Origin of the sequence: Mycobacterium bulgaricum, from assembly GCF_041287165.2 — a bacterium.
Classification (GTDB): Bacteria; Actinomycetota; Actinomycetes; order Mycobacteriales; family Mycobacteriaceae; genus Mycobacterium; species Mycobacterium bulgaricum.
The window spans coordinates 128,716-153,957 of the sequence record NZ_JBGGKV020000010.1 but is presented as its reverse complement, the minus strand read 5'-3'; the positions used below and the strand labels follow the sequence as shown (position 1 = coordinate 153,957).

Sequence of the window (25,242 nt, the reverse complement as noted above, 5' to 3'; positions counted from 1 at the left end):
TAGAGACCAGTGTGCCTGCGACGGCAGGTCTAGTCGACTGTCGCCCCACGAGGTGGTAGGCAACCATATGCCCTTCACACACGCCGACGTGCTGGCCGCGGCGCAGCGCTCCCTGGCCGCCGCGGGAGAACACGACCGCGATGGCTGGATCGGCCTGTTCACCGGCGACGGCAGGGTCGAGGACCCGGTCGGGTCGGCGCCGCACCGGGGGCACACCGCGATCGGGAGGTTCTACGACACCTTCATCGCGCCACGGTCCATCTCCTTCCGTTCGGAGGGTGACCTCGTCGTCGGATCCGTCGTGATCCGCGACGTGGAGCTCGTGATCCAGATGTCGTCGTCGCTGACCATGAACGTCCCCACCTACATCCGGTACGACCTGCGCGACGAGCGCGGCGAGTTGAAGGTCGCGGCACTCTCGGCCTACTGGGAGTTGCCCGCGATGGTCGGACAGTTCGCCCGAGCGGGTCTCGGCGCCGTCCCGGCCGGGCTGTCCCTGGGCCGGACGATGTTCGCCAACCAGGGTCTCGGCGGCAGTCTGGGATTTCTCGGCGGGTTCCGCGGGCCGGGCAGCGGCGGCAAGGCGCTCTTCGGACGTCTCCTCGACGACGTCTGCAGAGGAGACGAGGTCGGGATGCGGCGACTGCTCTCCGACACTCCACTGACCGTCGGGGACAACGACCCCCTGACCTCGTCCGATCTGGTCAAGCACCTCGCGGGCGGCAGCTGGAGCAAGCTCGTCGGCGCCGGGCACTCGGTGGCGGCCCGCGTCGACCGCGACGGGCAGCGCAGCGTGCTCATCGGTGAGATCGCGGCAGGTGGGGGCGCCGATCGCGCGCAGATCACGCGCATGCGCCTGTTCGGGCAGATCGGCTGACCCGCCACATCAACCGGGGGCGGCGACCCGGCTACGTTTCGGTCGCGGTGTCGCGTCGGGTGCGCCGGACGTGAGAACGTAGCAGCACCATGTCAGAGTCTGTTGCGTCCAACCCGCCCGGCGGCGACCCGTTCCCCGGCAACTACCTGACCTATGAGGAGTTCGGCCGCAGGTTCTTCGAGATCGCCGTGACCGAAGACCGCGTCGGAGCAGCGATCGGCGAGATCGCCGGTGACGCCTTCGAGATGGGCCCGATTGCGCAGGGCCCGGGCCGGATCGCCAAGGTGACCGCCAAGGTGCGCATCCAGCAGCCGCGGGTGACCCGTGACGTGGGTGAGCTCATCACGTTCGCGGTCCGGATCCCGCTGGAGATCGACATGGTCGTCGACCTCCGCATCGACAAGCCCAAGTTCATGGTGTTCGGCGAGATATCGCTGCGCGCCACCGCCAAGGCCGCCGAACCACTGCTGTTGATCCTCGACGTGGAGAAGCCGCGGGCCTCCGACATCGCGATCCACGTGACGTCGAAATCGCTGCGTGGCGAGGTGGTCCGCATCGTCGGAGGCGTGGACGCCGAGATCAAACGCTTCATCGCCCTGCATGTCGCCGGCGAGATCGACAGCCCGGGATCGCAGGAGGCAAAGGTCATCGACGTTGCCGAGACCATCGCCGAGACATGGACGGGCGTCTGAGCCCGCGTCCTCGCCGAGCGCCCCGCCGAGCCTCGCCGAACTGAGGTTCCCGGCTGTGCTTTCGGCCTGTATCACGACCAGGAATCTCAGTTCGGCGACAGGTGTCTAAGCTTGCGCGCCCAGCGATTCGAGCGTTTCGAGTTCGGGGCGCCTCGGCGGGCGGCCGGTGCCGACCGATTTGCCGCGCATGTGCATCCACAGGTACGGCATCATCATGTTCTGGGTCCACAGCATCTGCGAGTACATCCGCGACCGGAACGACGGCAGCGCCGCGGCAGGATCGGCGACCGCCCATTCGTGATTGCTGCCGGGGAGGCCGAGCGCCTCGGCGGCAGCGGCAGCGAACAGCGCATGCCCCTTCGGCGAGCCGTGCACCCGGTCGAGAGCCCAGACGTCGGGCTGGGTCATCGACGGAGCCACGAACAGATCGACCAGCCGGAAGCCGTGCTGTGCCGCGGCATCCCGGATCCGTCCGTTGATGGTGAGGAGCCGCTTGGCAAGGACGCGACCGATCGGCAGGATGCGGGCCAGGTCCGGGAACGTCGTCGTCACGACCGTCGCACCCGAGGACGCCAGCCGCACGTGCATTTCGTCGAGTTGCGCCAGGGCACGGTCAAAACCCCTACCCGGCCTAGTCATGTCATTCATGCCGATACACACCGTGATCAGATCGGCCTGCATCGCGATGGCCTTCGGCAGCTGATCGTCGAGGACGTCGCGGATCTGTCGCCCGCGGATCGCCAGATTCGCGTACCGCAACCCGGGCCGGACGTCGTCGAGCATCACCGCAAGGCGGTCGGCGAACCCGGCGAGGCCGGTCTCGTCGTCGCCGTCCCAGAGGCCCTCCGTCTGACTGTCGCCGAGCGCCACATACCGGGAATACCCCAACACAGACGCGACTCTAGCGGCGCAATGCGTCCGTCACCGACTGCACGCGGCGGTGTCGGCCAGCGGGAGGTGACGCGCCGCCGCCCAGGGGCCGCCATGTCGATGGCCGCGAATTCGTGGCATCACAGCAACAGCTTCGGCGGCAATTCGGCGCGCCATTCGGGCAGCCGCCCCGAGACCTGGACGACTCCCGGCGCGAACGTGATGGCGGTCAGCTGCAGGCCATGGGCCATCTCCGGCAGCCGCACGGGGTAACGGGGCGTCCTGGCAGGCAACCGCCAGCGTCGGGTCCCGATGCTGAGCCTGCGTGCCGTGAGCCACAGCGTGGTCCCGTCGAGCCTGGCCTCGACCTCGACATGGCCGAGTCGGGGCCTTTTGGCCAGCCGCAGCCGGGCGACGCCGTCGGGGCCGACCACACCCGACAACCGCGGCGCAGCCGTGCGGAAGAGGTCATCGAGCGCGGCGGCCGGCAGCTCCACCGTGATGTCGACGGGCGCCGCCACCAGGACCGGCGGCGCACCCGGTTTCATGTGGACGTTGTGCGCCTTCACCGTGGCAGAGTCGAATCGGCTTGTCCGCCAACAGATGTCCTCGGCCTTCGCGGTGACGTCGTTGAGCTGGCCGACGGCCAGGCCGCGGGTGTCGAGGTGGGACGCGAATTCGGTGACGGTCATGGTCAGATCCCCGTCGTCGAGGTGGACGGTGAACCTACGACCCAGGACGAGCCTGCGGACGGTGATGAACATCGTGCGGTAGGCTGCCGCGGCGCCACTGTTGACGGGCACCATCGCCGTCGCCGACCACAGAGACGACAGCAGCTCGGCTGGACGAAACGGGTCGAACCGCCGCGGACGGGTCATGATGGCGTCCATATTATCGTCGGTTCGTGCCCAAGCTCAGCGCCGGACTGCTTCTATACCGCGAAACCGGCGAAAGTCTCGAAGTGCTCATCGGCCATCCCGGCGGGCCGTTCTGGGCGCGCAAAGACGAAGGAGCGTGGTCGATTCCGAAGGGCGAGTACGTCGACGGCGAAGATCCGTGGCACGTCGCGCAGCGCGAGTTCGCCGAAGAGCTCGGAAAGCAGCCGCCCGAAGGCCCCCGCATCGACTTCCCGCCGCTGCGCCAGCCGGGCGGCAAGATCGTCACCGCGTTCGCCGTCCGCGGCGACCTCGACCTCGACGGCACGTTCAGCAACACCTTCACGCTGGAGTGGCCGCCCAGGTCGGGACAGTTCAAGGAGTTCCCGGAGATCGACCGGGCGGCGTGGTTCGACGTGCCGGCGGCGCGGGAGAAGCTGCTGAAAGGCCAGCGCCCACTGCTGGACCGGCTCGAGGAGGCAGTCGGACGCGGCGGGCGGGACGGGTCTCTATCGCGTTGATGGTCAGCGCGCGACCGTGGAAGCGCCAGCCTCTGGGTGTGCGCAGATATTCGTCGTCGTAGCGCAGGTGCCACACCAGATCGGTGGCGGCGCCATCCCCGTCCACCGTCCAGTGGTGGGCGACGCACGCGATGCGCCCCAGGGCGTAATCGCGATCGTCGCCGCGCGCGTAGACCTCACCGACGATCGCATGCTCGGTGCGTATCACCCGCGCCAACGCTGACAGCGCGGTCCGCACGCCGGCGTGGCCGTGGTGTGTGCGGACCGGTTCCAGCGATCGCGGCGGGTCGGGGACCCGCAATTCCGCTGTCGCAGTGAACAACTCGAGTAGGTCGTCGAACCTCCGGTCATCGACGGCGGAAGCGTAGAGGTGGACCAGGTCGGACACTGCGAGCCGGTCGGCGATGTCGAGCGTCACGGCAGCGGTGGTCTGCCGTTGCTGCTGCGGATGTCGTCGCGGCACTGCCTGCGAGTCTGGCCGGTCTGCGCCATGCACGTCAGCACCGGGAACGCCTCTTCGGCGGACACCGGCGGCTCGGCCGGGTCGGGCGGCGGCGTCGAGGTGGGGCTGGGCACCTCGCCCTGCGTCAACGACCAGATCGTGGCGTCCGAGTCGGGCACGGACGCGCAGTACGCGGTCGCACCCGTCTCGGTGGTCGCGGTGCTGCCCAGCGGGGCGCAGTTCGCGCCGATCACCGCCGCGGACGCAACTGCCGATGACGTCACGGTGTCGGTCACCGTCTCGGTTGCCTCGGAGGTGGCGACGACCGGCGGCGGTGCGGCGCCGGTGGTGGTCGTCGCCGCCGGAGGGGGAGAGGTAACAGGTGGGCGTGCGGTCGGCTGCTGCTCGCTGTCGGCGCGCAGGAACTCCAGGGCCGCCGCCGCGACCGCGACGACGAGCAGCACCGCGAGCACAGCGGGCACGAGGAAGGCCGGCCGCGACCAGGCCGGCCCGCTCCGGCCGGCACGCTTGGTCGCGACGGGCGCGTCCAGCCGGGTGGCATCCGTATCCTGGTGTCCCGCAACGTTGAGACGGTGACTGAGCGCACGCGCGAAATCTGTGCACCGCTCGAAGCGATCGCCGGGATCCTTGGCCAGCGCCTTGGCCAGAACGGGGTCCGCGCCGGCCAGATCGGGCCGGGGGCCGGCGAGCGTGGGCGGCTCCGCCGACAGGTGCCGGCTGATCACGACGGCCGGATTCGAGTGCGGGAACGGCGGTTTTCCCGTCAGCAGGTGGAAGGCCGTCGCGGCCAACGCGTACTGATCGGCGCGGCCGTCGAGGTCGCGGGCCATCAGCTGCTCCGGTGCCGCATAGGACACGGTGCCGACGGTCATGTTCGTCGCGGTCAGCCCGCTGATGTCGTCCTCCCAGCGCGCAATCCCGAAGTCCGCCAACAGGATCCGCTGGTCTCGCGAGCCGGGTCGCGAGATCAGGATGTTGGCGGGCTTGACGTCGCGGTGGAGCAGGTGACGTTCATGGGCGTAGTCGAGGGCCTCGGCGACCGCGGTGACGATGTCGGCGACCTGCCGGGCCGGCATTCCGTCGCCCTGCGCATCGGCGATCAGATGCGCGGCGTCGGTGCCCTCGACGTAATCCATCGAGATCCAGATCTGTCCGTCGTGTTCGCCGCGGTCGTGCACACCGACGATGTGCGGGTGCCACAACGATGAGGCGATGTCGGCCTCCCGGTGGAACCGCTGCCGGTATTCGGAGTCCGCAGAAACCGTGGCGGGCAGGATCTTCAGCGCATCCTGGCGGGGGAGTCTCGGGTGCTGAGCGAGGTAGACCTCGCCCATTCCGCCGGATCCGAGCAGACGCACGATCGTGTACCCCGCGAACGTTTCGCCAGCGGACAACGGCATTGCCGAATACTACAGACGCAGGTGCGCAGCCCTCAGAGATCCAGCGTCAGGCCGGAACCGTCCGTGGCACGGGACACGCAGGTCAGCATCATTCCGGCGTCGCGTTCCGGACCGGTCAACAGTGTGTCGCGGTGATCGACGGACCCGGCCAGCACCTGCGTGCGGCAGGTTCCGCAGAAGCCTTGCTGACACGAGTACGGCGCGGCGACGCCCGCCCGGCGCAGCGCCGCGAGCAGAGTCTCCTCGGCGCCCACCTCGACCGGCTCGCCGCGGGAGGCGATCGTCACCGGGAAGGGCCTGCCGTCGACCACCGGCGGCGCGGCGAATCGTTCGAAGTGCAGTTCGACGTCGTCCCGTCCGACCAGGGCGGACCGGATCGCGGTGAGCATCGGCGCGGGCCCGCAGGCGTAGACCGCGGTGCCGGGCGGGCATTCGCCGAGCAGATCCGCCGCCGACGGCAACCCCTGCCGGTCGTCGGTTCGGACCGTGACCGCGGCACCGTACCCGGCGACGTCGTCGACGAACGGCAGGCTGTCGAGGGAACGTCCCGTGTAGACCATCGACCAGTCGATGCCGAGGCGGCGCGCCAGTGCGAGCATCGGCAGGATCGGCGTGATGCCGATACCGCCTGCGATGAAACGGAATCGGCGCGCGGGGGACCCGTAGCCGGGCACCGTCAGCGGAAACGCGTTGCGCGGACCGTGGGTGCGCACCGTCGATCCCACCGGGAGTGCGTCGTGCACCTCGATCGACCCGCCGCCGCCACCGGGGATACGCCGCACCGCGATGCGGTAATCGCTTGTGACGGCGGGGTTTCCGCAGAGTGAGTATTGCCGTACCGCTCCGCTGGGCAGGTGGACGTCGAGGTGGGCGCCGGGGTACCACGGCGGCAGCGCGGCGCCGCCGACGGGCGTGAGGGTCAGCTCGACGACATCCTGGTCGTGGGCCACGACGCGGCGCGCGGCGACCGTCAGGGCGAAGGTGTCCGGCCCGCCCGCCGGTGGCCGGATCCGCCGCACCGCCGCCGACGCCGCGAAGAGCCCGGAGATGGCCGCGTCGGCCAGGCTCAAGGTCGGGTCGTGGCGCAGCCGCCCCGAGGCGCTCGGCGGGACCCGCCGATGGCGCTCGAACAGACGCATCACAGGTGTGCGGCGCGCGCCGCCGGCGAGGTGGCCAGGTACGCGACGGCCTGCGCGGTGGAGCCCAACTGCTCCGGCGAATAGCCGGGGCGGAAATACCCGAGGGTGCTGGACCCGAAAAGGTTGCGGTACAGGGGAAGAAGGCCCAGTTTGGAGTCGCGCATCCGCATTCTGTTGAACGTCCACCAGCCGGCGTCCACCGACGGGTCGTGCTTGACGAGATACCAGGCCGCCCGCTGGAAGAAGACGAACAGCATCGTCGCCGACATCGCCATCGCACGGATCCGCGCGAAATAGCTGTCGTGGAAGTAGACGGCGACGTCGTGGGCGACGCTGCGGTGCTCCACCTCTTCGCTGCCGTGCCAGCGGAACATGTCCACCAGCGTCGGATCCGCGCCGTGATCGTCCCACGTACAGTTCAACGCGAAATCGCCCATCACGGCGGTGTAGTGCTCGATCGCCGCAATCAGCCAGAGCCGGTCGCACAGATGGTTCATGCGGCGGGCTTCGTCGACAGAGTCGTCCATCGGAGCGAGGACCCCGCTGAACAAATGCTCGATCTGATCGAGGATCGGCGTCGGATCCACACCGTGGTGGATCATGAACTCGTGCAGAACCTGGTCGTGCACGTCGGCGTGGGTGGCTTCCTGTCCGATGAACCCCCGGATGTCGTCAGCCAGCTTGGGGTCCTTGACCAGTGGGAGCGCCTCGTTGAACGTCTCGACGAACCAGCGTTCCCCCGCCGGCAGCACGATGTTGAGGACGCTGACGACGTGCGAGGCCACCGGGTGGCCGGGAATCCAGTGCAGCGGCGCGTCGGTGACGTCGAAGTGCACCTTGCGGGCCTGTATCTGGACGGGACCGGGGTCGATTTCCGCGGCGAAGCGGCGCGGTCGCAGCATGGCGGCTCCTGTTCGTCGTGAACTCAGCCGAGTTTACGACGAAGCAGACCCGTTGGTGGGAACGCGGGTACCGGTTAGCTGCCTGTGGTCAGGGCCGCGGTGAGGTGTTGGCGATGATCGGGGCGCCGCCACCCTGCGGGACGCTCTGGACGATGCCGGGCGCCGGCGGCGCCATGCCCGCGCCGGGTGCGCCGGCGACTGGGACCATCGGGGTCGGGGTGACCGTGGTGACGCCGTTGGCGCCGACGGTCGGTCCGCCGGTGGGACCCATGGCCTTGATCTGGTCGGCCGCGGCCTGCGTGCAGTCGAGCATGAGAAGCATGCGACCACCGCTGGTCACCTTCTGCGAACCGACGAGGCAGGACGACTGCGGCAGCACGCTGCCGGTGGATCCACCGAAATAGGCTTTGACGCCCTGGCTCTTCAGAATGGCCAGCGCGCGTCCGTACTGCTCGCCGATGACGTTGGAGGGATGGGCTGCTGCACCCGGTTGCGGTTGCGACACCGCCACACCGGTACCGATCAGCGCGGCCGTTCCGGCGGCGACGATTCCGCCGCTGAGCGCAACGAGCTTGTTCACGACAACTCCCTCGGGTTCGGTATGCGGTGCGAACATATCGCAGCCGTGACGAATGTGAAACCGCTGCAGCAGGCCCCCGCGTTACAGCGCAGCACGGCCGGCGCAGGCGGCGTCGCCCCGCGGGGAGCCGCGCGCGATGCGCAGAAGGTATCAACCCATGCCGAAAACGGCTTGGACAGGTATCGACCGTATTGCTTAGCGTGACACGTGACGCTCACCACATCAGCGCCTCGCCGCCCATGTGGATCACACTGAACAAGGAGTGAACCGATGCACCTGGCTCTCCCCACCTCTTTGACACGCGGCATCGCGGTCCTGGCAGCCACCGGCCTCGCGGTGACCGGCTGCAGCGGAGTGCAGAGCTCCACGGGCGGCGGATCCGGCGGCGACTATCCGTCCGGCACCGTCGAGATGTATGTCGGCGCCTCCGCCGGCGGATCCAGCGATCTGATCAGCCGCGCGGTGTCCAAGGGGCTGTCCGACAATCTCGGCGCCTCCTTCCCGGTCATCAACCGCGAAGGGGCCAACGGTGCGCTCGCCGCCGCCGAGGTCGCCAACGCCGCGCCGGACGGCTCCAAGATCGCGATCCAGAATGCGTCGCTGTTCACGATCACCCCGCTGGCCGTCGCCCAGGACGAGGTCACCAACCTCGACAGCTTCGACATCGTGCAGGGCGTCTCCCGCGACGACTACGTCCTGGTCACCAACCCCGCCAGCGGATACCGCACCCTCGACGACATCAAGCGCGCCACCCGCGTGGTCCGATACGGCACCACAGGAGTGGGTACCGGCGCTCAGCTCTCGGCGGCGCTGCTGTTCAAGACCAGCAACGTCAACGCCCAGGCGGTGCCGTTCGACGGTGGCGCGCCCGCGCTGGCCGCGGTGCTCGGCAACCAGGTCGACGTCGCGAGCATCCAGGTCGGCGAGGCCATCGAGAACATCCAGTCCGGCAAGCTGACACCGCTGGCCGTCTTCGGACCCGACCGCATCGCCTACCTGCCCGAGGTGCCGACCGCCAAAGAGCAGGGTCTCGACGTCGAGGTCACCCAGTACCGCTTCATGACCGTGCCCAAGGGCACCCCGCAGGAGGTGCGGGACCGCCTCGTCGAGGGCATGAAAGCCACCTTCGACACCGAGGACTACAAGGCGTTCAACGAGCAGAACAGCCTGACGCCCATGGAGATCTCCGGTGACGAGGTCGTCGCGCAGCTCGAAGAGGACCGCCAGCGGTACGCCGACCTGGTCCAGCAGTACGGCATCAATCTGCGTGCCGAGGGCTGAGCCGTGTCCGAACCCGCGGCCCACCCGCACACCCGCGACATCCTCGCCGAGATCGAGGCCGAGGTCGCCGAGGAGATGGAGGAGGACCGGCCCACTCCCGGGGGGCCCGTCTACCAGACGGTTGGCGCGCTGGTGGGCCTCGCCATCGGCCTCGGCGGCGCTGTGCTGTCATTCGGCTACGGCCTCGGATCGCTGAGCGAACCCGGGCCCGGCCTGTGGCCGTTCGTCGTCAGCGTTGTCATCGCCGCGTTGTCGGCGGTGCTGCTGGTCGCCGGCCGCGGGCTGACCGACAGCGAGGCGTTCACCCGCAGCAGCCTGCTCGCGGTCGCCGGCATCGTCACGTTCGTCGCGTTCGGACTCCTGTTGCCGCTCACCGGGTTCGAGATCCCTGCGCTGGCGTTGTGTGTCATCTGGCTGAAGTTCCTCGGCGGCGAGAGCTGGCGCAACACCGTCGTGATCAGCGTGGTCACGGTGGCGGCGTTCTACTTCCTGTTCCTCTACGGCTTACGAATCCCGTTGCCGCACCTCATATCTCTGTAGAAACGACCTTCGAACATGGACTTCACCGCATTTCTCGACGGGTTCGCACTGGTCGTCGAACCCCAGAATCTGCTCTACTGCCTCGTCGGCGTGCTGATCGGCATGGTCATCGGCGTCCTGCCGGGGCTGGGGCCGGCGGCCACCATCGCCATCCTGCTCCCGATCACCTACACCATCGACCCGGTGTCGGCGATCATCATGCTTGCGGGCATCTACTACGGCGCCCAATACGGCGGCACCATCACCTCGGTGCTGCTGAGACTGCCCGGCGAGGCGTCGTCGGTGGTGACCGTCTTCGACGGCTTCGCGCTGGCCAAACAGGGCAGGGCGGGCACGGCGCTGGGCATCGCGGCCATCGGTTCCTTTGTGGGAGCCACGATCTCGATCATCGGTCTGACCCTGCTGGCACCCGTGGTGGCCAGCGTCGCACTCGACTTCGGCCCGCCCGAGTACGCGGCGCTGGCGTTGCTCGGGGTGCTGCTCGTCGCAACCATCGGCAGCGGCAACAAACTGAAGGCGCTGATCGCTGGCGCGGTGGGCCTCCTGCTGGCCACCGTGGGACGCGACAGCTTCACGGGCGCTTCGCGTTTCACGTTCGACAGCCTGCAGCTCGCGGACGGCATCGACTTCGTCGTCGTCGCCATGGGGCTGTTCGGCGTCGGCGAGATCCTCTACAACCTCGAGCAGCGTCACCGCAAGGCATCACCGCCGGCCAAGGTCGGCAACGTCTGGCCGTCGCGCAAAGATCTGCGGCAGTCCTCGGGGGCCATCGGCCGGGGATCGGTCATCGGTTTCGTGCTCGGCGTCCTGCCCGGCGGCGGTGCGGTGCTGTCGTCGATCGTCGCCTACGCCACCGAGAAGCGGCGCAGCAAGACCCCGGAACGATTCGGCCGCGGCGCGGTCGAGGGTGTCGCCGCCCCCGAGACGGCCAACAACGCCGCAGCTACGTCGTCTTTCATCCCGCTGCTCACCATCGGCTTGCCCGCCAACGCGACCATGGCGATGCTGTTCGGGGCGTTGCTGATCCTCGGGGTGTCCCCAGGTCCGCAGCTGGTCGACGAGCATCCCGACGTGTTCTGGGGCGTCATCAACTCGATGTACATCGGCAACATCCTGCTGCTGATCCTGTCGGTTCCCCTGGTCGGAATGTTCGTGCGCATCCTGCGGGTGCGGCCCGCCATCCTGGCGCCGATCACCGCACTGATCACGCTGCTCGGCGTCTACACGATCAACAACTCGACGTTCGACATCTTCCTCATGGTGGCGTTCGGCATCGTCGGCTATCTGATGAAGAAGGCCGGCTTCGACCCGGGACCGATGGTGCTGGCGTTCGTGCTGGGTTCGATCATCGAGTCGAGCACCCGGCGGTCCCTGCTGATCTTCGGCGGCGACCCGACCGGTTTCGTCACCCGGCCGATTTCCGGTGTGCTGCTGGCCGTGTTCGTCGGCCTGGCGGTGCTGCCGCTGGTGCGGCACCTGCTCAAGGGGCGCAAGGACCGGGCCGGGCGGGACGAAAAGGCCACGGAGACAGACAAACTCGGGGTGTGACCGTCACCCGCCGGAATCCAGGCGGCGCCGGGTGTTGCCCAGGTGCACCCGCATCGCCGCCCGGGCGGTCTCGACATCGCCTGCCACGACCGCGGCGGCGATGTCGCCGTGTTCGCGTAACACCCGCTCGGCGTGGTCGGCGTGCACGATCGAGTGCTCCTCACCGAGCCGGGTGCGGGCCAGCATGATCGTCATCGGACCGAGCGAGTCCAGCAGGTCGAGGAAGAACCGGTTGCCGGAGGCCGCGGCGACGGCCCGGTGGAAGCGGAAGTCCGCTTCGACGGCGTCCTCGGGCGCAGCACTTTCGAAGTCGGCGAGCGCGGCGCACACCGAGTCGCGGCCCGATGCGTCCGCGCGGGCGGCGGCCAGCGCGGCGGCCTCGCTCTCGATCCCGAGGCGCAGATCGACGACGTCGAGCACGTCGCGCTGAGTTCGGATCTCGACCGGCCCGACGGTGAACGCCGTGGACCGGGGGAGTGCGAGCACATAGGAGCCGCGGCCCTGGAACGTCTCCACCAGCCCCTCGGCCCGCAGCCGGGTCACCGCCTCGCGCACCACGGTGCGCGACACCCCGAACTCCTCGATGAGCTCGGCCTCCGACGGCAGTTTCTCCCCGGCGGGGAGGTCGCCGGCGAAGATCTTGTCTTTCAGTCCGGCGACGACCCGCGCCGCCATGGTGGTCGTCATGACCACATCATCGCGCGGTCACCGCGCGCCGAACTCGGCCGACTCCACGGTCAGCGCCCGCATCCGGTCGCTGAGCGTGAATCCGAGGCCCGGCCGCTCCGGCAGCCACATCCGGCCGTCGCGGATGTCGATGCGCTCGTCGAACAGCGGGTTGAGCCACTCGAAGTGCTCCACCCACGGTTCGGTCGGATAGGTTGCCGCCAGATGCAGGTGGATCTCCATCGCATAGTGGGGCGCCAGGGCCAGGCCCGCGTGCGAGGCAAGTGTCGCGAACCGCAGAAACGGCGTGATGCCACCGATGCGCGGGGCGTCGGGCTGGACGATGCCGCGGTAGCCGGCGTCGACGAGCGCCATGTGCTCGCCGACGGAGGTGAGCATCTCCCCGGTCGCGATGGGAGTGTCGAACGTGCGGCTCAGGTCGGCGTGCCCGACGGCGTCCCACGCGTCGAGAGGCTCCTCGATCCAGATCAGGTCGTACTGTTCGAGTTCCCGGCACATCCTGCGGGCGCGGGCGCGGTCCCACTGCTGGTTGGCGTCGACCATCAGCGGAGCCTCGCCCAGGTGCTCGCGCAGCGCCGCGACGCGGGCCAGGTCGGTATGCCAATCTGGTTGTCCCACCTTGATTTTGATTCCCCCGATGCCGGCGGCCAGGGAAGCACTTGCCTTCTCCTTGATCTCGTCGACGGAGGCTTGCAGGAAGCCGCCCGAGGTGTTGTACACCCGGCACGAATCACGATGGGCGCCGAGAAGTTTCGCCAACGGCAGGCCGGCCCGCCTGGCTTTCAGGTCATACAGGGCGACGTCGAGCGCCGCGATGGCCTGGGTGGCGGTGCCGGAGCGGCCGACCGACGCTCCGGCCCACAGCAGCGACTGGTAGATCCGGTCGATGTCGGACGGATCCTGCCCGATCGCGACCTCGGCAATCTCTTTGAGGTGCGTGTACTGCGCCTGCCCGCCTGCGCGCTTCGAGTAGCTGAAACCGGTTCCGGTGTGACCGTCCTCGGTGCGCACCTCGACGAAGAGCAGAACCGTCTCGGTAAGGGGTTTCTGGCGGCCCGTCAACACTTTCGCGTCGCTGACCGGAGTCTCCAGCGGGAGCACGACGTGCGACAGCTTCAGGTGGCGGATGCGATCGGACACAGGGACCTCACTTAGTTGTATGACAAGTAACGCAACTCATCATACAAGTTATCTGGGCAGCAAGGAAGGCTGTGCCGCCGACTTCGCGAATCAGCTCTGGGGTCGGACGGCGGACCGCATCGCCTCGCACAGCGCCGCTGCCCGGGGATCGCCGAAGACGTCTTCGAGAAGCACCGGCCTGCCCGTCGGGCCGCTCAGCGGAACCCGCCAGTTCGGATATTCGTCGACCGTGCCCGGCTGATTCTGGGCGCGCACCTCGCCGACGGCGTCGGCCAGCGACAACGACAGAAGTCGCGACGGTGTGCGCCCGAGATAGCGGTGCAATGCCAGCACCACCTGATCGAGGTCCGCCTCGGCGTCGGGGAGCAGACCGACGCGCCGGAGCTCGGCCAGCCAGGCGTCCTGGTGGGCACGGTCGGCGGCCAATTCTTCGTCGGCGGATCGGGTGAGCAGGCCGAGTTCGTCGCGCAGCCGCACGTGCTCGCCGGCCAGATAACCGGCGGTCGGCGGCAGATCGTGCGTGGTGACCGCCGAAAGGCAGCACTCCCGCCAGCGGTCGGCGGGTAACGGCTCCCGGCCTTCGCCGGTCATCTCGAACCACAGGATCGACGTGCCGAACAGCCCGCGATCACGCAGATAGTCACGCACCCACGGCTCGACGGTGCCGAGATCCTCGCCGACCACCACGGCACCGGCCCGGTGCGCCTCCAGAGCGACGATGCCGATCATCGCTTCGTGGTCGTAGCGCACATACGTGCCGACCGTGGGCAGCGAGCCCTTCGGGATCCACCACAGCCGGAACAGGCCGATGATGTGATCGATCCGGACGCCGCCCGCATGCCGCAGCACGGAGCTGACGAGCGCCCGGAACGGTTCGTACGCCGCGTCGGCCAATCGGTCCGGACGCCACGGCGGCTGCGACCAGTCCTGACCCAACTGGTTGAACTCGTCCGGCGGAGCTCCTGCGGTCACGCCGAGTGCCAGCACGTCCTGCAGAGCCCAGGCATCGGCGCCGTCGGGATCCACACCCACGGCGAGGTCGTGCATGATGCCCAGTTCCATACCGGCCCGCTCGGCCGCATCCTGGGCGGCCGACAACTGCTCGTCGACCAGCCACTGCAGCCAACGATGGAAGTCCACCTCCGAGGGATGCCGCTCGACGAACTCGGCCACCGCGTCGCCATGAGGATGCTGGAGCTCCTCAGGCCACTGATGCCAGTCCGCTCCGTGCTGCTCGGCCAGCGCACACCAGGTGGCGAAGTCGTCGAGGCTGCGCCCCTGGCGCTCCTGGAATGCCTGATAGGCGATGTCGCGACCTTCCGACAGTTCGACCAGGTACAACGCCTCCAGCGCGGCGCGCTTGGCCTTCCACGCCGCGTCGCGGTCGATGCGCGTCGAGCGGTTGGCGCGCGCCTGCACCTGGACCCGCGCTTTCCGGATGCGGCCACGGTGCCTGAGGTAGGCGAACTCCGGCACCGCTTCGACCCTGAGGTAGAGCGGGTTGACGAACCGCCGCGACGTCGGCAGGTACGGTGACGGCTCCATCGGCGCGACGGGCGCCGCCGCATGCAGCGGGTTGACGAGCACGAAGCCCGCACCGTGCCGTGCCGCCGACCACACCGCGAGATCGGCGAGGTCAGTCAAATCGCCGGTGCCCCAAGAGTTCCGGGAGCGCACGCTGTAGAGCTGGGTGGCCAGCCCCCAGGTTCGCCCCGTCGCCGGCGAAACCGAGCGCGGCAGCGACGACGGCGACACGATCACGGTGGCACCGACGTCGGACGAGCCGACCTGAAGATGCAGCCGGTGATAGCCGATGGGCAGGTCCGCGGGCAGCTCGAAGGTGGCCTCGCCGATCAGTCTGCCGTCGAGATCGTAAGGTGGGGTGTTGTTTTCGAGCTGTCGGAGGCCGGTGCGCACGCTGCCGTCCTCGAGCCGCAGCCACAACCTGGCCGGGTCGCCGTGGGTGACATGGACCCAGAACGGCGTCGTCACGCCGGAACGGCCGACGATCGTCGGTGGCAGCGGGCGCGCCCAGTGGTCGCGATCGCGCGCGGCCAGGGCGTCGGCGCGGTCCGCCTCGGTGGCCGCCGCGACGCCGAGGGCATCCAGCACCGCGATCAGGGTCGACGCGGACACCGCAACCGCGCGGCCGGTCCAGTCGGTGTACTCGGTCGCCACCCCGTAGCGGTGTGCGAGTTCGATCAGCGAATCGGACAGCTCGGTGTCATCGGACATGGCGCCAATCTTGCCCTGTGAAGCCCGTGCGCAAGCGGTGACGAAGACGGCGGTAGGGTCGACCATCATGGCGTCTGAACCGCCGGCCGGCGGCGAGGCGCGTGACGGCCGGGCCAGGATCGCCGCCGCCGCCCTGTTTCTCACCAACGGCGCGCTGTTCGCGAATCTGCTGCCACGTTTCCCCGAGATCAAGACCGACCTCGGGATGTCCAACGCCGCCTACGGCGCGTCCGTCGCGTCATTCTCGGTGGGCGCCCTGCTGGCCGGCCTCACCGCGGGCGCACTGGTGCGGCGTTTCCAGTCCGCGCGTGTCGCCGTCGCCACGACGGTGGCGCTCGCGACGCTGATCGTGGTCGCCGGGGTGGCCACGACGCCGTTGATCTTCGCGGCAGCACTTCTGGTCGCAGGCGCGTGCGACGCGATCACCGACGTCGCCCAGAACGTCAACGGGCTTCGCCTGCAACGCAACTACGGCCGGTCGATCATCAACTCGCTCCATGCGATCTGGGCGGTGGGGGCGATCCTCGGCGGTCTGATGGGCGCGGGCGCCATCGCGCTGCACATTCCGCGCGGGATCCACCTCGGATTCGCGGCGGTGGTCTTCTGCGCCGTCGTCGCCGTCGCCTACCCCTCGCTGCTACACGGCCCCGACCACGACAGCCACCCCGCGACGCAGGACGCCGGCGGCGCCAAGACGGGCGGATTGATCTTCCTGACGCTGGCGGCGCTGGTGGGCATCGCGGTGGCGGGCGCGACCGTCGAGGACGCCGGCTCGTCCTGGGCCACCCTGTACCTGCGGGACAGTCTGGGCGCCCCCGGCGCTGTCGCGGTGCTCGGTTACGTCGCTCTCGTCGGCTTCATGTTCGTCGGCCGGATGGTCGGTGACCGGCTCGTCGACCGATACGGCGACCGGGCGGTGGCACGCGCCGGCGGCGTCCTCACGGCCGTCGGCATGGGCGTCGCGCTGGCCTTCCCGACGGTGCCGGGCACCATCGCCGGTTTCGCGGCCGCGGGCCTCGGGGTCGCGACGGTGGTGCCGGCCGCGATGCGCGCCGCCGACGAGCTGCCGGGGTTGCGCGCGGGCACCGGGCTGACGTTGCTGACCTGGCTGATGCGGCTGGGATTCCTCGGCGCCCCGCTGATCGTCGGTGTCGTCGCCGATGCGAGCAGCCTGCGGATCGGGCTGCTCACCGTTCCCGTCGCCGGCGTCGCGCTGCTCGTGCTCGCCGGGGCGCTGGGTGCACGGCGGAGCCGTGCTGACACGCCCTGAGCGTGGCCGAGGGAGACATGCAGACGTCGCGCGGGGAATGATCAGCGCGCATCGCTGGTACACTGGCGTACCGATCGACCGAAGGAGCTCGGCATGACCGCGGAGGCGACCGCCCGAAGTTCGGAACACGACCGTCCCGTCGTGGACACGACGAACGGACCGGTCCGAGGCGTCGACGACGGCACCGTCATGTCCTGGAGGGGTGTTCGGTACGCCGCCGCGCCGGTCGGGGAGCTGCGCTGGCGCGCCCCCGAACCACCCGAGGCCTGGACCGAGCCGGCCGACGCCGGACGCATCGCGCCGGTGTGCCCGCAGCCGACCGATCCGAAGATTCCTCTCGACCTCGGCGCCCCGCAGGGCGAGGACTTTCTGGCCCTGAACGTGTGGGCGCCCTCGGGCACCCAGCCCGGCGACGGCAAGCCCGTGATGGTGTGGGTGCACGGTGGGGCCTACGTGCTGGGCTCGGCGAGCCAGCCGCTGTATCACGGTCGTGCGCTGGCCACCGCAGGCGACGTCGTCGTCGTCACGCTCAACTACCGGCTCGGGGCCCTCGGCTTCCTGGAGCTCTCCACCCTGGGAGACGACTCCGGTCGGTTCGCGACCAACGTCGGCCTGCGCGACGTCCTCGCCGCTCTGCACTGGGTGCGCGACAACATCGCCGCCTTCGGTGGCGACCCCGGCAGAGTCACGTTGTTCGGCGAATCCGCAGGCGGCGGTGTCGTCACGTCGCTGCTCGGCAGCCCGGCCGCGGCGGGCTTGTTCGGTGCGGCGATCGCCCAGAGCGCGCCGGCCACGTCGATCTACGACCGGGGCCGGGCCCGCCGGGTCGCCGAGCGCTTCCTCGAGGTGCTCGGCGCCGGAAGGGACGACCTGGCGTCGTTGGCCACCGCGCCGCTGGAGGTCTTGATCGAGGCCTCGCGGACGGTGTTCAACGAGGTCCCGGTGCGCACGCCGGGTACCCTCGCGTTCGCGCCGACCGTGGACGGCGACCTGCTGCCCGACTATCCGGTCAATCTGGCCAGGGACGGCAAGACGCACGCCGTCCCGCTGATCATCGGCACCAACAAGAACGAAGCTGCGTTGTTCCGGTACATGAAGTCCCCGCTGATGCCGATCGCGCCGGAGTCCATCAAGGCCATGTTCGCCGAGATCGCCGCCGAGCAACCCGACCTGGCGCTGCCCGGCGAGGATGTCCTGAAGGGCACCTACCGTCGACGCGGGAGGACCGGAAAGTCCTGGGGCCTAGGCCTGACCAGCGACCTGGGCTTCCGCATGCCGTCGATCTGGTTCGCCGACGGCCACCGCACCGTCGCGCCCGTGTACCTCTACCGGTTCGACTTCGCGACGCCGCTTCTGCGACTCGCGCGGCTGCACGCCGCCCATGCGACCGAACTGCCGTTCGTCTGGGGCAATTTCGGGTCCGGACGCAAGGACCCGACGTTCGCGCTCGGTGGTCGCAAAGCGGGCACCGAGGTGTCGAAGCGGATGCAGACCCGGTGGGCGACTTTCGCCGCCGAGGGCTCGCCGGACGGCCCGGCAGGTGAACCGCAGTGGCGACCCTACGGCGCCGACGACCGCGCGACATTGGTCATCGACAAGCACGACTCGGTGGTCGACGATCTCGACGTCGACGTGCGCCGCGCGTGGGGCGACGACGTCCTGAGCTTCCTGTAAGCGCCGTACACTCACCTCGGAGGTGCTCGCCGTGGAGTTCCTGGATTTCCTTCCGCCGCAGATGCGCGATCCCGTGCTGTTCGCCATCCCGTTCTTCCTGCTGCTGCTGATCGTCGAGTGGACCGCCGCGCGCAAGCTCGAAGACCTCGAGGATCGGCCCGCCAGCGGCGCGTATCACACGAGAGACGCGCGGGCGAGCATCTCGATGGGGCTGGTATCGGTCGCGACCATGGGCGCGTGGAAGTTCCTGGCGCTGTTGGGATATGCCGCGATCTTCGCCTACGTGGCGCCGTGGCAGCTCTCGGCGTCGCAGTGGTACACCTGGGTCATCGCGATCCTCGGTGTCGATCTGCTGTTCTACGCGTATCACCGCACTGCGCACCGGGTCCGGCTGATCTGGGCGACCCATCAGGCGCACCACTCCAGCCAGTACTTCAACTTCGCGACCGCGCTGCGCCAGAAATGGAACAACAGCGGAGAGATCCTGATGTGGCTCCCGCTGCCACTGCTGGGCGTCCCGCCGTGGATGGTGTTCTTCAGCTTTTCGCTCAACCTGATCTACCAGTTCTGGATCCACACCGAGCGCATCGGAAAGCTGTGGCGGCCATTCGAATTCGTTTTCAACACCCCGTCACACCACCGGGTCCACCACGGGATGGATCAGCTGTATCTGGACAGAAACTACGGCGGGATCCTCATCATCTGGGATCGGCTGTTCGGCAGCTTCCAGGCCGAGGAGTTCCGCCCCCACTACGGCCTCACCAAGCCTGTGAACACCTTCAACATCTGGAAGCTGCAGACGCGCGAGTACGCCGCGATCGGGCGCGACGTGCGCGCTGCGCGCGGACTGCGCGCCAAGCTCGGTTACATCTTCGGGCCGCCCGGCTGGCAGCCCACCACCGCGCCGAGCCCGGCCCGGCAGGCCCATGCCACGCCGTAGTGTTCGGCATGTGGAGACCGTCTTCGATGCCCCTGTCGACCCAGCCCTGATCGATCGTTCGCTTGCCGCGACCACGCTCGGGTCGATGTGGCTGGACATTCCGCGCCCCGAATACCCCGCCACCGCCGGTCCCGTCACGTGCGACCTGCTCGTCATCGGCGGCGGCTACACGGGGCTCTGGAGCGCGTTGCACGCGGCGCGGCGTCACCCCGACCGCCGCATCGTGCTCATCGAGGCCGACCGCATCGGATGGGCCGCCTCGGGACGTAACGGCGGATTCGTCGACGCCAGCCTGACCCACGGGTACGAGAACGGAAAGACGCGCTGGCCCAACGAGATCGACACCCTCGAAGCGATGGGGGTGGAGAACCTCGACGGGATGCAGGCCGAGATCGCCGAACTCGGGCTGGATGTCGAATGGGAGCGCACCGGCATGCTGGGCGTGGCCACCGAGCCGCACCAGGTGCAATGGCTCGAGGAGTCGGCCGCCGACGGCCATGGCGACTTCCTCGATCTCGAGCAGGTTCGCGATCAGGTGCATTCGCCGACGTTCCTCGGGGGACTGCTCAGTGCCGATTCGTGCGCGATCGTCAACCCCGCCAAGCTCGCCCTCGAGCTCGCGCGCGCCTGCCGGGAGGCCGGGGTCGACATCTTCGAACACACCGCTGCGTCGCGCATCGAGTCCGGTGGCGCGGCGCTGCGCGTCTACACCAGCGGGTCGGCGATCCTGTGCCGGCACGTCGTGCTGGCCACCAACGTCTTTCCGAGCCTGCTGCGGCGCAACCGGCTCTACACGGTGCCGGTCTATGACTATGTGCTCGCGACCGAGCCGCTGACCGACGAACAGCTGGGCCGGATCGGGTGGCGCGGCAGGCAGGGAATCGGCGACTCCGCCAACCAATTTCACTACTACCGGCTGTCTGCGGACAACCGGATCGTGTGGGGCGGCTACGACGCCGTCTACCACTTCGGCCGGCGCGTCAATTCGTCCTACGAGGAGCGGCAGGAGACCTACCGGCGGCTGGCCGCCCACTTCTTCATCACCTTCCCGCAACTCGACGATGTCCGGTTCACCCACCGGTGGGCAGGGGCGATCGACACCAACACCCGGTTCTGCGCGCACTGGGGACTGGCCCGGGAGGGGCGGGTGGCCTACGTGAACGGATTCACCGGGCTCGGCGTCGGCGCCGCCCGGTTCGCCGCCGACGTCTGCCTCGATCTGCTCGACGGGACACCCACACCGCGGACGCAGCTGGAGATGGTGCGCAGCAAGCCGTTGCCGTTCCCGCCGGAGCCGCTGGCCAGCGTCGGCATCCAGGCCACCCGCTGGTCGCTGGACCGCGCCGACCATTCCGCGGGGCGTCGCAACCTGCTGCTGCGGACCCTCGACGCCGCGGGTCTCGGCTTCGACTCCTGAGGTCGCGGTTCGACAACTCGCGTGTAACGCCGCTTTATAGAACCGCGATGACCCAGTTACACCAGCAGTGCCAACGGGTACTGGGGAATCGGGTCATCACGGGGTCGGAGGCGCAGTGTCTTTCTCAAGGTCTGTATCCGCATCCGCGCGGCCGCCGCGGCGACTGGTTCAGCTGCTGCTGGCCCTGCTCGCTCCGCTGTTCGTCGTCACTGTCGCGACGCCGCCCGTCCACGCGCAGCCCGGCGTCCTCGTCTTTCCGGGCATGGAGATCCACCAGGACACCGTGCTGTGCACGCTCGGATACGTCGATCCGCAGACCCGCACCGCTTACACCGCAGGCCACTGCCGCGCCTCGGGCACCGTCTCGGACAAGTTCGGAACCCCGATCGGCACGCAGGGCACGTTCCGTGACAACACCCCCGACGGCATGACGGTCGACACCAACCACCAGATCACGGACTGGGAGGTCATCCACCTCCATCCCGGCGTGATGATCAACAACGTGCTGCCCGGCGGCAAGGTGCTGGTGACCGACCCGGCCGTACTGCCCGCGAAGGGAATGCCGGTGTGCCACTTCGGTGTCGTCACGGGTGAGAGCTGCGGCACGATCGAGTCGGTGAACAACGGATGGTTCACGATGGCCAACGGTGTGGTCAGCCGCAAAGGCGATTCCGGCGGCCCGGTCTACACCACGCTGTCCGACGGACGCACCGTCCTGATCGGCCTTTTCAACAGCACCTGGGGCACGTTCCCCGCCGCGATCTCGTGGCAGGTTGCCAGCCAGCAGGCCCAGGCAGACACCATCTCCGCCGCGTCGGCCCAGCTCCCGCAGCCCGTCGCCGGCTAACCGACGAGCTCGAACACCGGGATCGACGGGGCCGCTCGGCGCATCTCGTCGCGGCTCGACTCCGGCGTCAGACCGCCCACGTGACCTTTCACCTGCCAATACCACCGATCGAGATACGGCTTGAAGAGGTCGGGCTTGGCCTCGTCGGACACCTCGACGATCGGGTGCGAGCGGGAACGTCGACGTGGGCCCACCTCGACCCAGCCGGCGGCCCTCGCGTTGCGGGCCCACTGGGTGTCGCCGCGCGGTGACACGAGGTAGCGGCGCCCGTCGACCGTCAGCAGGTTGACCACGACGCCGCGCAGCCGGCCACTCGTGCGTCCTCGGACCCGCACCGCGGTGCTGCCCTGAATGCTGATCCCGACCTCGGCGAGCCTGCGGATCGCATCGTTGAAGACCCGCGCACCCCATCCGGGTCGGTCGTAGCGCTTCGGCATCGGTCTCTCCTTCCATAAAAACGAGAGCATCGCTCTCTCAAAGCCACCGTGCCACGCCTGGGCGCAGAATTCAAGAGCACTGATCTCTTTGTGTCAGACTGTGGCCGTGGGCAAGCGGCAGGAATCGCGGGACCGGATCGAGCGCCAGATCGTGGAGCTCGGCCGCGAACAACTCGTCACCGAAGGGGCCGCCGGTTTGTCGCTGCGCGCCATCGCCCGGGACCTGGGCATGGTGTCGTCGGCGGTCTACCGTTACGTCGCCAGCCGAGACGACCTCCTGACGCTCCTGCTCGTCGACGCCTACACCGAGCTCGCCGACTCCGTCGAAGCCGCCCGCGACGACTGCGCCGGAAGCTGGCGCGACCGGCTGGTCGCGATGGCGCGGGCGGCCCGCGCGTGGGCGGTGCGACACCCGGCGCGGTGGTCGTTGCTCTACGGAAGCCCCGTTCCGGGCTATCACGCGCCGAGGAACCGGACGGTGGACCCCGGCACCCGCGTCGTCGGCGCGCTGTTCGGCGTGATCGCCGACGGCATCACCGCCGGCGACGTCGATACCTCGGAATTAGTTGTGCCGCAGCACCTTTCGAGTGACTTCGACGGCCTGCGCGATGAATTCGACTTCCCCGGGGGCGACGGTGTCGTCGGCGGCTGCCTGACCCTGTGGGCGGGCCTGGTCGGAGCGATCAGCCTGGAGGTGTTCGGCCAGTACGGTCCGGACACCTTCGTCGATCCGGCGCCGGTGTTCGACATGCAGGTGGCAATGCTGACCGACATGCTGTGTCGGTGACAACGGGCTCGAGGTCGTCTCCTGCCGACCTAACTAGAACACGTTCTAGCTTGTGTCGCCCCAGGGCGATATTCTCGATTCGATGCTTGACCAGACACCTGTCCAGATTGCCTGGGTGACCCGCGACCTCGCCGCCACCGAGGCGACGCTGACGGCGCTGCTGGGTGCCACGAAGTGGATCCGCATGCCCGCCGTGCACTTCGGTCCGGATTCGTGCACGTACCGCGGGGAACCCGCGGACTTCGTCGCCGACGTCTCGCTGAGCTACGCGGGCGAGACCCAACTGGAGGTCATCGCCCCGGTGCAGGGCCCGAGCATCTACACCGAATTCCTCGACCGGTGTGGGCCGGGGCTGCACCACGTGTGCGTGGCGGCTCCCGACCCCGACAGCTTCGATGCCGCCATCGGCGCTGCCGAACGCGACGGTGCCGCCGTCGTGATGGCCGGCACCATGCCCGGGGGCATGCGGTTCGCGTACGTGTCCGCCGAGCAGGCGGGTGTGCCGTTCGTCGAATTCGCATACATACCACCGGAGATCCGCGCGTTCTTCAGCCACATCAAAGAGGAGCAGAATTGACCATCAACATCCCGGAGACCGTGCGTGCCGGTGACGTCACCTCGTGGTCGGATGAGGCCGACGTCGTGGTTCTCGGATTCGGCATCGCGGGCGGCTGCGCTGCCGTCAGCGCAGCCGCGGCCGGTGCCCGCGTTCTCGTCCTGGAAAAGGCCGCCGCCGCGGGCGGAACGACGTCGATGGCCGGAGGCCACTTCTACCTCGGTGGCGGCACCGCGGTTCAGCAGGCCACGGGCCACGAGGACTCGGCCGAGGAGATGTACAAATACCTCGTCACCCAGTCCCGCGACCCGGAGCACGACAAGATCCGCGCCTACTGCGAGGGCAGCGTCGAACATTTCAATTGGCTTGAGGCGCTTGGCTTTCAGTTCGAACGCAGCTACTACCCGGGCAAGGTCGTCGTGCCGCCGGGAACGGAGGGGCTGTCCTACACCGGCAACGAGAAAGTCTGGCCGTTCTGCGAGCAGGCCAAGCCCGCTCCGCGCGGCCACTCCGTGCCCGTTCCCGGTGAGCTCGGGGGCGCCGCCATGGTGATCGACCTGCTGGTCAAGCGCGCCGCCGACCTCGGTGTGCAGATCCGCTACGAGACAGGGGCGGCAGCGCTGGTCCTCGACGACGACGGCGCGGTGGCGGGCGTGCGGTGGAAGCACTTCACCGAAACCGGCGACGTCAAGGCGAAATCGGTGATCATCGCCGCGGGCGGCTTCGCCATGAATGCCGAGATGGTCGCCGAATACACCCCGGCGCTGGGGCAGGAACGCAAGACCAAGCACCACGGCACGGTGGCCCCCTACATCCTGGGCAACCCGCACGACGACGGGCTGGGCATCGGGCTCGGTGTCTCGGCGGGCGGTGTCGCGAGCAACCTCGACCAGCTGTTCATCACGGCCGCCGCCTACCCGCCGGAGATCCTGCTCACCGGCCTCATCGTGAACAAGGACGGTCAGCGGTTCGTCGCCGAGGACTCCTATCATGCGCGAACCTCGGCTTTCGTGCTCGAACAGCCCGAACAGACGGCCTACCTCATCGTCGACGAGGCACACACCGAGATGCCCGAGATGCCGCTCATCCGATTCCTCGACGGATTCGAGACAATCGACGAACTGGAGGCAGAGCTGGGCATTCCGGCGGGCAACTTCGCGGCGACACTGGAGCGCTACAACGCCAACGCCGCCGATGGTCACGACCCCGACTTCCACAAGCAGCCCGAATACGTTGCCGCACAGGACAACGGCCCGTGGGCGGTGTTCGACCTGTCACTGGGCCGGGCGATGTACTCCGGCTTCACGATGGGCGGGCTCACCGTGTCGATCGACGGTGAGGTGCTGCGCGAGGGCGGCGACCCCGTGCCGGGCCTGTACGCAGCCGGGGCGTGCGCGTGCAACATCGCCCAGGACGGCAAGGGTTACGCCAGTGGCACGCAGCTCGGCGAGGGTTCGTTCTTCGGACGGCGGGCGGGGGAGCATGCAGCCCGGCATGTGGGCGAGCAGGCCGACGTCTAGAACGGTTCCGCGGCAGGTCCGACCGGGCAACACGAAACATCGGA

At 68.8% G+C, this 25,242-nt stretch carries 24 protein-coding genes and 1 pseudogene; 14 read left to right on the top strand and 11 right to left on the bottom strand.

Features of this window, described 5'->3' with window-relative positions; genetic code table 11:
• Nucleotides 1-67 precede the first annotated feature (67 nt).
• On the top strand, nt 68-877 hold the full coding sequence (locus ACAG24_RS23165) for a nuclear transport factor 2 family protein (protein WP_370474728.1): 810 nt from the start codon (nt 68-70) through the stop codon (nt 875-877).
• Nucleotides 878-966: 89 nt separating this feature from the next.
• Nucleotides 967-1,569 carry a hypothetical protein gene (locus ACAG24_RS23160; RefSeq protein ID WP_370474727.1) on the top strand — a complete coding sequence of 201 codons (603 nt, stop codon included), beginning with the start codon at nt 967-969 and terminating at the stop codon, nt 1,567-1,569.
• 105 nt (nt 1,570-1,674) lie between these two features.
• On the opposite strand, the gene ACAG24_RS23155 is transcribed toward ACAG24_RS23160, so the two are convergent.
• Both ACAG24_RS23155 and ACAG24_RS23150 read right to left on the bottom strand, forming a co-directional pair.
• On the bottom strand, nt 1,675-2,460 hold the full coding sequence (locus ACAG24_RS23155) for an SGNH/GDSL hydrolase family protein (protein ID WP_370474726.1): 786 nt from the start codon (nt 2,458-2,460) through the stop codon (nt 1,675-1,677).
• A 119-nt stretch (nt 2,461-2,579) separates the two neighbouring features.
• Nucleotides 2,580-3,317 carry a hypothetical protein gene (locus ACAG24_RS23150; protein WP_370474725.1) on the bottom strand — a complete coding sequence of 246 codons (738 nt, stop codon included), beginning with the start codon at nt 3,315-3,317 and terminating at the stop codon, nt 2,580-2,582.
• A gap of 26 nt (nt 3,318-3,343) precedes the next feature.
• Here ACAG24_RS23150 and ACAG24_RS23145 point away from each other — a divergent pair, with 26 nt between their 5' ends.
• The gene (locus ACAG24_RS23145) at nt 3,344-3,835 is read left to right on the top strand and encodes an NUDIX hydrolase (RefSeq protein WP_370474724.1); all 492 of its coding nucleotides are present in this window, start codon (nt 3,344-3,346) and stop codon (nt 3,833-3,835) included.
• A gap of 22 nt (nt 3,836-3,857) precedes the next feature.
• Here ACAG24_RS23145 and ACAG24_RS23140 read toward each other — a convergent pair.
• From ACAG24_RS23140 to ACAG24_RS23120, 5 genes and pseudogenes are all read right to left on the bottom strand, one after another.
• Nucleotides 3,858-4,253: pseudogene (locus ACAG24_RS23140) on the bottom strand (nuclear transport factor 2 family protein); the annotation flags it as partial.
• Complete coding sequence (locus ACAG24_RS23135; RefSeq protein ID WP_370474723.1) at nt 4,250-5,698, bottom strand: serine/threonine-protein kinase; 1,449 nt, start codon at nt 5,696-5,698, stop codon at nt 4,250-4,252. The pseudogene ACAG24_RS23140 and the gene ACAG24_RS23135, both read right to left, overlap by 4 nt.
• A 32-nt stretch (nt 5,699-5,730) precedes the next feature.
• Nucleotides 5,731-6,837, bottom strand: coding sequence for a PDR/VanB family oxidoreductase (locus tag ACAG24_RS23130; RefSeq protein ID WP_370474722.1), 1,107 nt, complete (start codon nt 6,835-6,837; stop codon nt 5,731-5,733).
• A complete protein-coding gene (locus tag ACAG24_RS23125; RefSeq protein WP_370474721.1) occupies nt 6,837-7,739 on the bottom strand; it encodes a metal-dependent hydrolase in 903 nt (300 codons plus the stop codon). The genes ACAG24_RS23130 and ACAG24_RS23125 overlap by 1 nt, the downstream gene beginning before the upstream one ends.
• Nucleotides 7,740-7,827: 88 nt before the next feature.
• A complete protein-coding gene (locus tag ACAG24_RS23120) occupies nt 7,828-8,319 on the bottom strand; it encodes a ferredoxin reductase domain-containing protein (RefSeq protein WP_370474720.1) in 492 nt (163 codons plus the stop codon).
• 270 nt (nt 8,320-8,589) lie between these two features.
• Between ACAG24_RS23120 and ACAG24_RS23115 the strand changes: the two genes are divergently transcribed.
• From ACAG24_RS23115 to ACAG24_RS23105, 3 genes are read left to right on the top strand one after another with little or no spacing between them, the layout of a single operon-like run.
• Complete coding sequence (locus ACAG24_RS23115) at nt 8,590-9,600, top strand: Bug family tripartite tricarboxylate transporter substrate binding protein (RefSeq protein WP_370474719.1); 1,011 nt, start codon at nt 8,590-8,592, stop codon at nt 9,598-9,600.
• Nucleotides 9,601-9,603: 3 nt separating this feature from the next.
• On the top strand, nt 9,604-10,140 hold the full coding sequence (locus ACAG24_RS23110; RefSeq protein WP_370474718.1) for a tripartite tricarboxylate transporter TctB family protein: 537 nt from the start codon (nt 9,604-9,606) through the stop codon (nt 10,138-10,140).
• 15 nt (nt 10,141-10,155) lie between these two features.
• Entirely contained in the window at nt 10,156-11,688 is a 1,533-nt protein-coding gene (locus ACAG24_RS23105; RefSeq protein WP_370474717.1) for a tripartite tricarboxylate transporter permease, read from the top strand.
• A gap of 3 nt (nt 11,689-11,691) precedes the next feature.
• Here ACAG24_RS23105 and ACAG24_RS23100 read toward each other — a convergent pair whose 3' ends face one another.
• The 3 genes from ACAG24_RS23100 to malQ all read right to left on the bottom strand — a co-directional run bounded on the left by ACAG24_RS23100 (nt 11,692) and on the right by malQ (nt 15,750).
• Nucleotides 11,692-12,375 (bottom strand): FadR/GntR family transcriptional regulator, encoded by a 684-nt coding sequence (locus tag ACAG24_RS23100; protein WP_370474716.1) that lies wholly within the window; start codon nt 12,373-12,375, stop codon nt 11,692-11,694.
• Between the two features lie 18 nt (nt 12,376-12,393).
• Nucleotides 12,394-13,515, bottom strand: a complete 1,122-nt coding sequence (locus tag ACAG24_RS23095; RefSeq protein ID WP_370474715.1) for an L-talarate/galactarate dehydratase — start codon at nt 13,513-13,515, stop codon at nt 12,394-12,396.
• A 90-nt stretch (nt 13,516-13,605) separates the two neighbouring features.
• Complete coding sequence (malQ, locus tag ACAG24_RS23090) at nt 13,606-15,750, bottom strand: 4-alpha-glucanotransferase (RefSeq protein ID WP_370474714.1); 2,145 nt, start codon at nt 15,748-15,750, stop codon at nt 13,606-13,608.
• A gap of 67 nt (nt 15,751-15,817) precedes the next feature.
• On the opposite strand from malQ, the gene ACAG24_RS23085 reads away from it, so the two are divergent.
• The 5 genes from ACAG24_RS23085 to ACAG24_RS23065 all read left to right on the top strand — a co-directional run bounded on the left by ACAG24_RS23085 (nt 15,818) and on the right by ACAG24_RS23065 (nt 21,898).
• Entirely contained in the window at nt 15,818-17,020 is a 1,203-nt protein-coding gene (locus ACAG24_RS23085; RefSeq protein WP_370474713.1) for an MFS transporter, read from the top strand.
• A gap of 93 nt (nt 17,021-17,113) precedes the next feature.
• Nucleotides 17,114-18,694, top strand: a complete 1,581-nt coding sequence (locus tag ACAG24_RS23080) for a carboxylesterase/lipase family protein (RefSeq protein WP_370474712.1) — start codon at nt 17,114-17,116, stop codon at nt 18,692-18,694.
• Between the two features lie 61 nt (nt 18,695-18,755).
• A complete protein-coding gene (locus ACAG24_RS23075) occupies nt 18,756-19,634 on the top strand; it encodes a sterol desaturase family protein (protein ID WP_370474784.1) in 879 nt (292 codons plus the stop codon).
• A gap of 10 nt (nt 19,635-19,644) precedes the next feature.
• Nucleotides 19,645-21,051 (top strand): NAD(P)/FAD-dependent oxidoreductase, encoded by a 1,407-nt coding sequence (locus ACAG24_RS23070; RefSeq protein WP_370474711.1) that lies wholly within the window; start codon nt 19,645-19,647, stop codon nt 21,049-21,051.
• A 115-nt stretch (nt 21,052-21,166) separates the two neighbouring features.
• The gene (locus ACAG24_RS23065) at nt 21,167-21,898 is read left to right on the top strand and encodes an Rv1815 family serine proteinase (protein ID WP_370474710.1); all 732 of its coding nucleotides are present in this window, start codon (nt 21,167-21,169) and stop codon (nt 21,896-21,898) included.
• On the opposite strand, the gene ACAG24_RS23060 is transcribed toward ACAG24_RS23065, so the two are convergent.
• The gene (locus ACAG24_RS23060) at nt 21,895-22,335 is read right to left on the bottom strand and encodes a nitroreductase/quinone reductase family protein (protein WP_370474709.1); all 441 of its coding nucleotides are present in this window, start codon (nt 22,333-22,335) and stop codon (nt 21,895-21,897) included. The two genes, ACAG24_RS23065 and ACAG24_RS23060, sit on opposite strands and share 4 nt — an antisense overlap.
• A 106-nt stretch (nt 22,336-22,441) precedes the next feature.
• Here ACAG24_RS23060 and ACAG24_RS23055 point away from each other — a divergent pair, with 106 nt between their 5' ends.
• The 3 genes from ACAG24_RS23055 (at nt 22,442) to ACAG24_RS23045 (ending at nt 25,198) form a co-directional block, all read left to right on the top strand.
• Nucleotides 22,442-23,122: a TetR/AcrR family transcriptional regulator gene (locus tag ACAG24_RS23055; RefSeq protein ID WP_370474708.1), complete on the top strand. Its 681-nt coding sequence runs from the start codon at nt 22,442-22,444 to the stop codon at nt 23,120-23,122.
• A gap of 82 nt (nt 23,123-23,204) precedes the next feature.
• The gene (locus ACAG24_RS23050; protein WP_370474707.1) at nt 23,205-23,699 is read left to right on the top strand and encodes a VOC family protein; all 495 of its coding nucleotides are present in this window, start codon (nt 23,205-23,207) and stop codon (nt 23,697-23,699) included.
• The gene (locus ACAG24_RS23045; protein WP_370474706.1) at nt 23,696-25,198 is read left to right on the top strand and encodes an FAD-binding protein; all 1,503 of its coding nucleotides are present in this window, start codon (nt 23,696-23,698) and stop codon (nt 25,196-25,198) included. Before ACAG24_RS23050 ends, ACAG24_RS23045 begins: the two co-directional genes overlap by 4 nt.
• Nucleotides 25,199-25,242 lie beyond the last annotated feature (44 nt).

What these genes read in the sequence shown, in the direction of transcription:
- ACAG24_RS23165 (WP_370474728.1), top strand. Translation starts at nt 68, where the DNA reads ATGCCCTTCACACACGCCGACGTGCTGGCCGCGGCGCAGCGCTCCCTG.
- ACAG24_RS23160 (WP_370474727.1), top strand. Translation starts at nt 967, where the DNA reads ATGTCAGAGTCTGTTGCGTCCAACCCGCCCGGCGGCGACCCGTTCCCC.
- ACAG24_RS23150 (WP_370474725.1), bottom strand. Translation starts at nt 3,317, where the DNA reads ATGACCCGTCCGCGGCGGTTCGACCCGTTTCGTCCAGCCGAGCTGCTG.
- ACAG24_RS23135 (WP_370474723.1), bottom strand. Translation starts at nt 5,698, where the DNA reads ATGCCGTTGTCCGCTGGCGAAACGTTCGCGGGGTACACGATCGTGCGT.
- ACAG24_RS23130 (WP_370474722.1), bottom strand. Translation starts at nt 6,837, where the DNA reads ATGCGTCTGTTCGAGCGCCATCGGCGGGTCCCGCCGAGCGCCTCGGGG.
- ACAG24_RS23125 (WP_370474721.1), bottom strand. Translation starts at nt 7,739, where the DNA reads ATGCTGCGACCGCGCCGCTTCGCCGCGGAAATCGACCCCGGTCCCGTC.
- ACAG24_RS23115 (WP_370474719.1), top strand. Translation starts at nt 8,590, where the DNA reads ATGCACCTGGCTCTCCCCACCTCTTTGACACGCGGCATCGCGGTCCTG.
- ACAG24_RS23105 (WP_370474717.1), top strand. Translation starts at nt 10,156, where the DNA reads ATGGACTTCACCGCATTTCTCGACGGGTTCGCACTGGTCGTCGAACCC.
- ACAG24_RS23100 (WP_370474716.1), bottom strand. Translation starts at nt 12,375, where the DNA reads ATGACGACCACCATGGCGGCGCGGGTCGTCGCCGGACTGAAAGACAAG.
- malQ (WP_370474714.1), bottom strand. Translation starts at nt 15,750, where the DNA reads ATGTCCGATGACACCGAGCTGTCCGATTCGCTGATCGAACTCGCACAC.
- ACAG24_RS23085 (WP_370474713.1), top strand. Translation starts at nt 15,818, where the DNA reads ATGGCGTCTGAACCGCCGGCCGGCGGCGAGGCGCGTGACGGCCGGGCC.
- ACAG24_RS23080 (WP_370474712.1), top strand. Translation starts at nt 17,114, where the DNA reads ATGACCGCGGAGGCGACCGCCCGAAGTTCGGAACACGACCGTCCCGTC.
- ACAG24_RS23075 (WP_370474784.1), top strand. Translation starts at nt 18,756, where the DNA reads ATGCGCGATCCCGTGCTGTTCGCCATCCCGTTCTTCCTGCTGCTGCTG.
- ACAG24_RS23060 (WP_370474709.1), bottom strand. Translation starts at nt 22,335, where the DNA reads ATGCCGAAGCGCTACGACCGACCCGGATGGGGTGCGCGGGTCTTCAAC.
- ACAG24_RS23050 (WP_370474707.1), top strand. Translation starts at nt 23,205, where the DNA reads ATGCTTGACCAGACACCTGTCCAGATTGCCTGGGTGACCCGCGACCTC.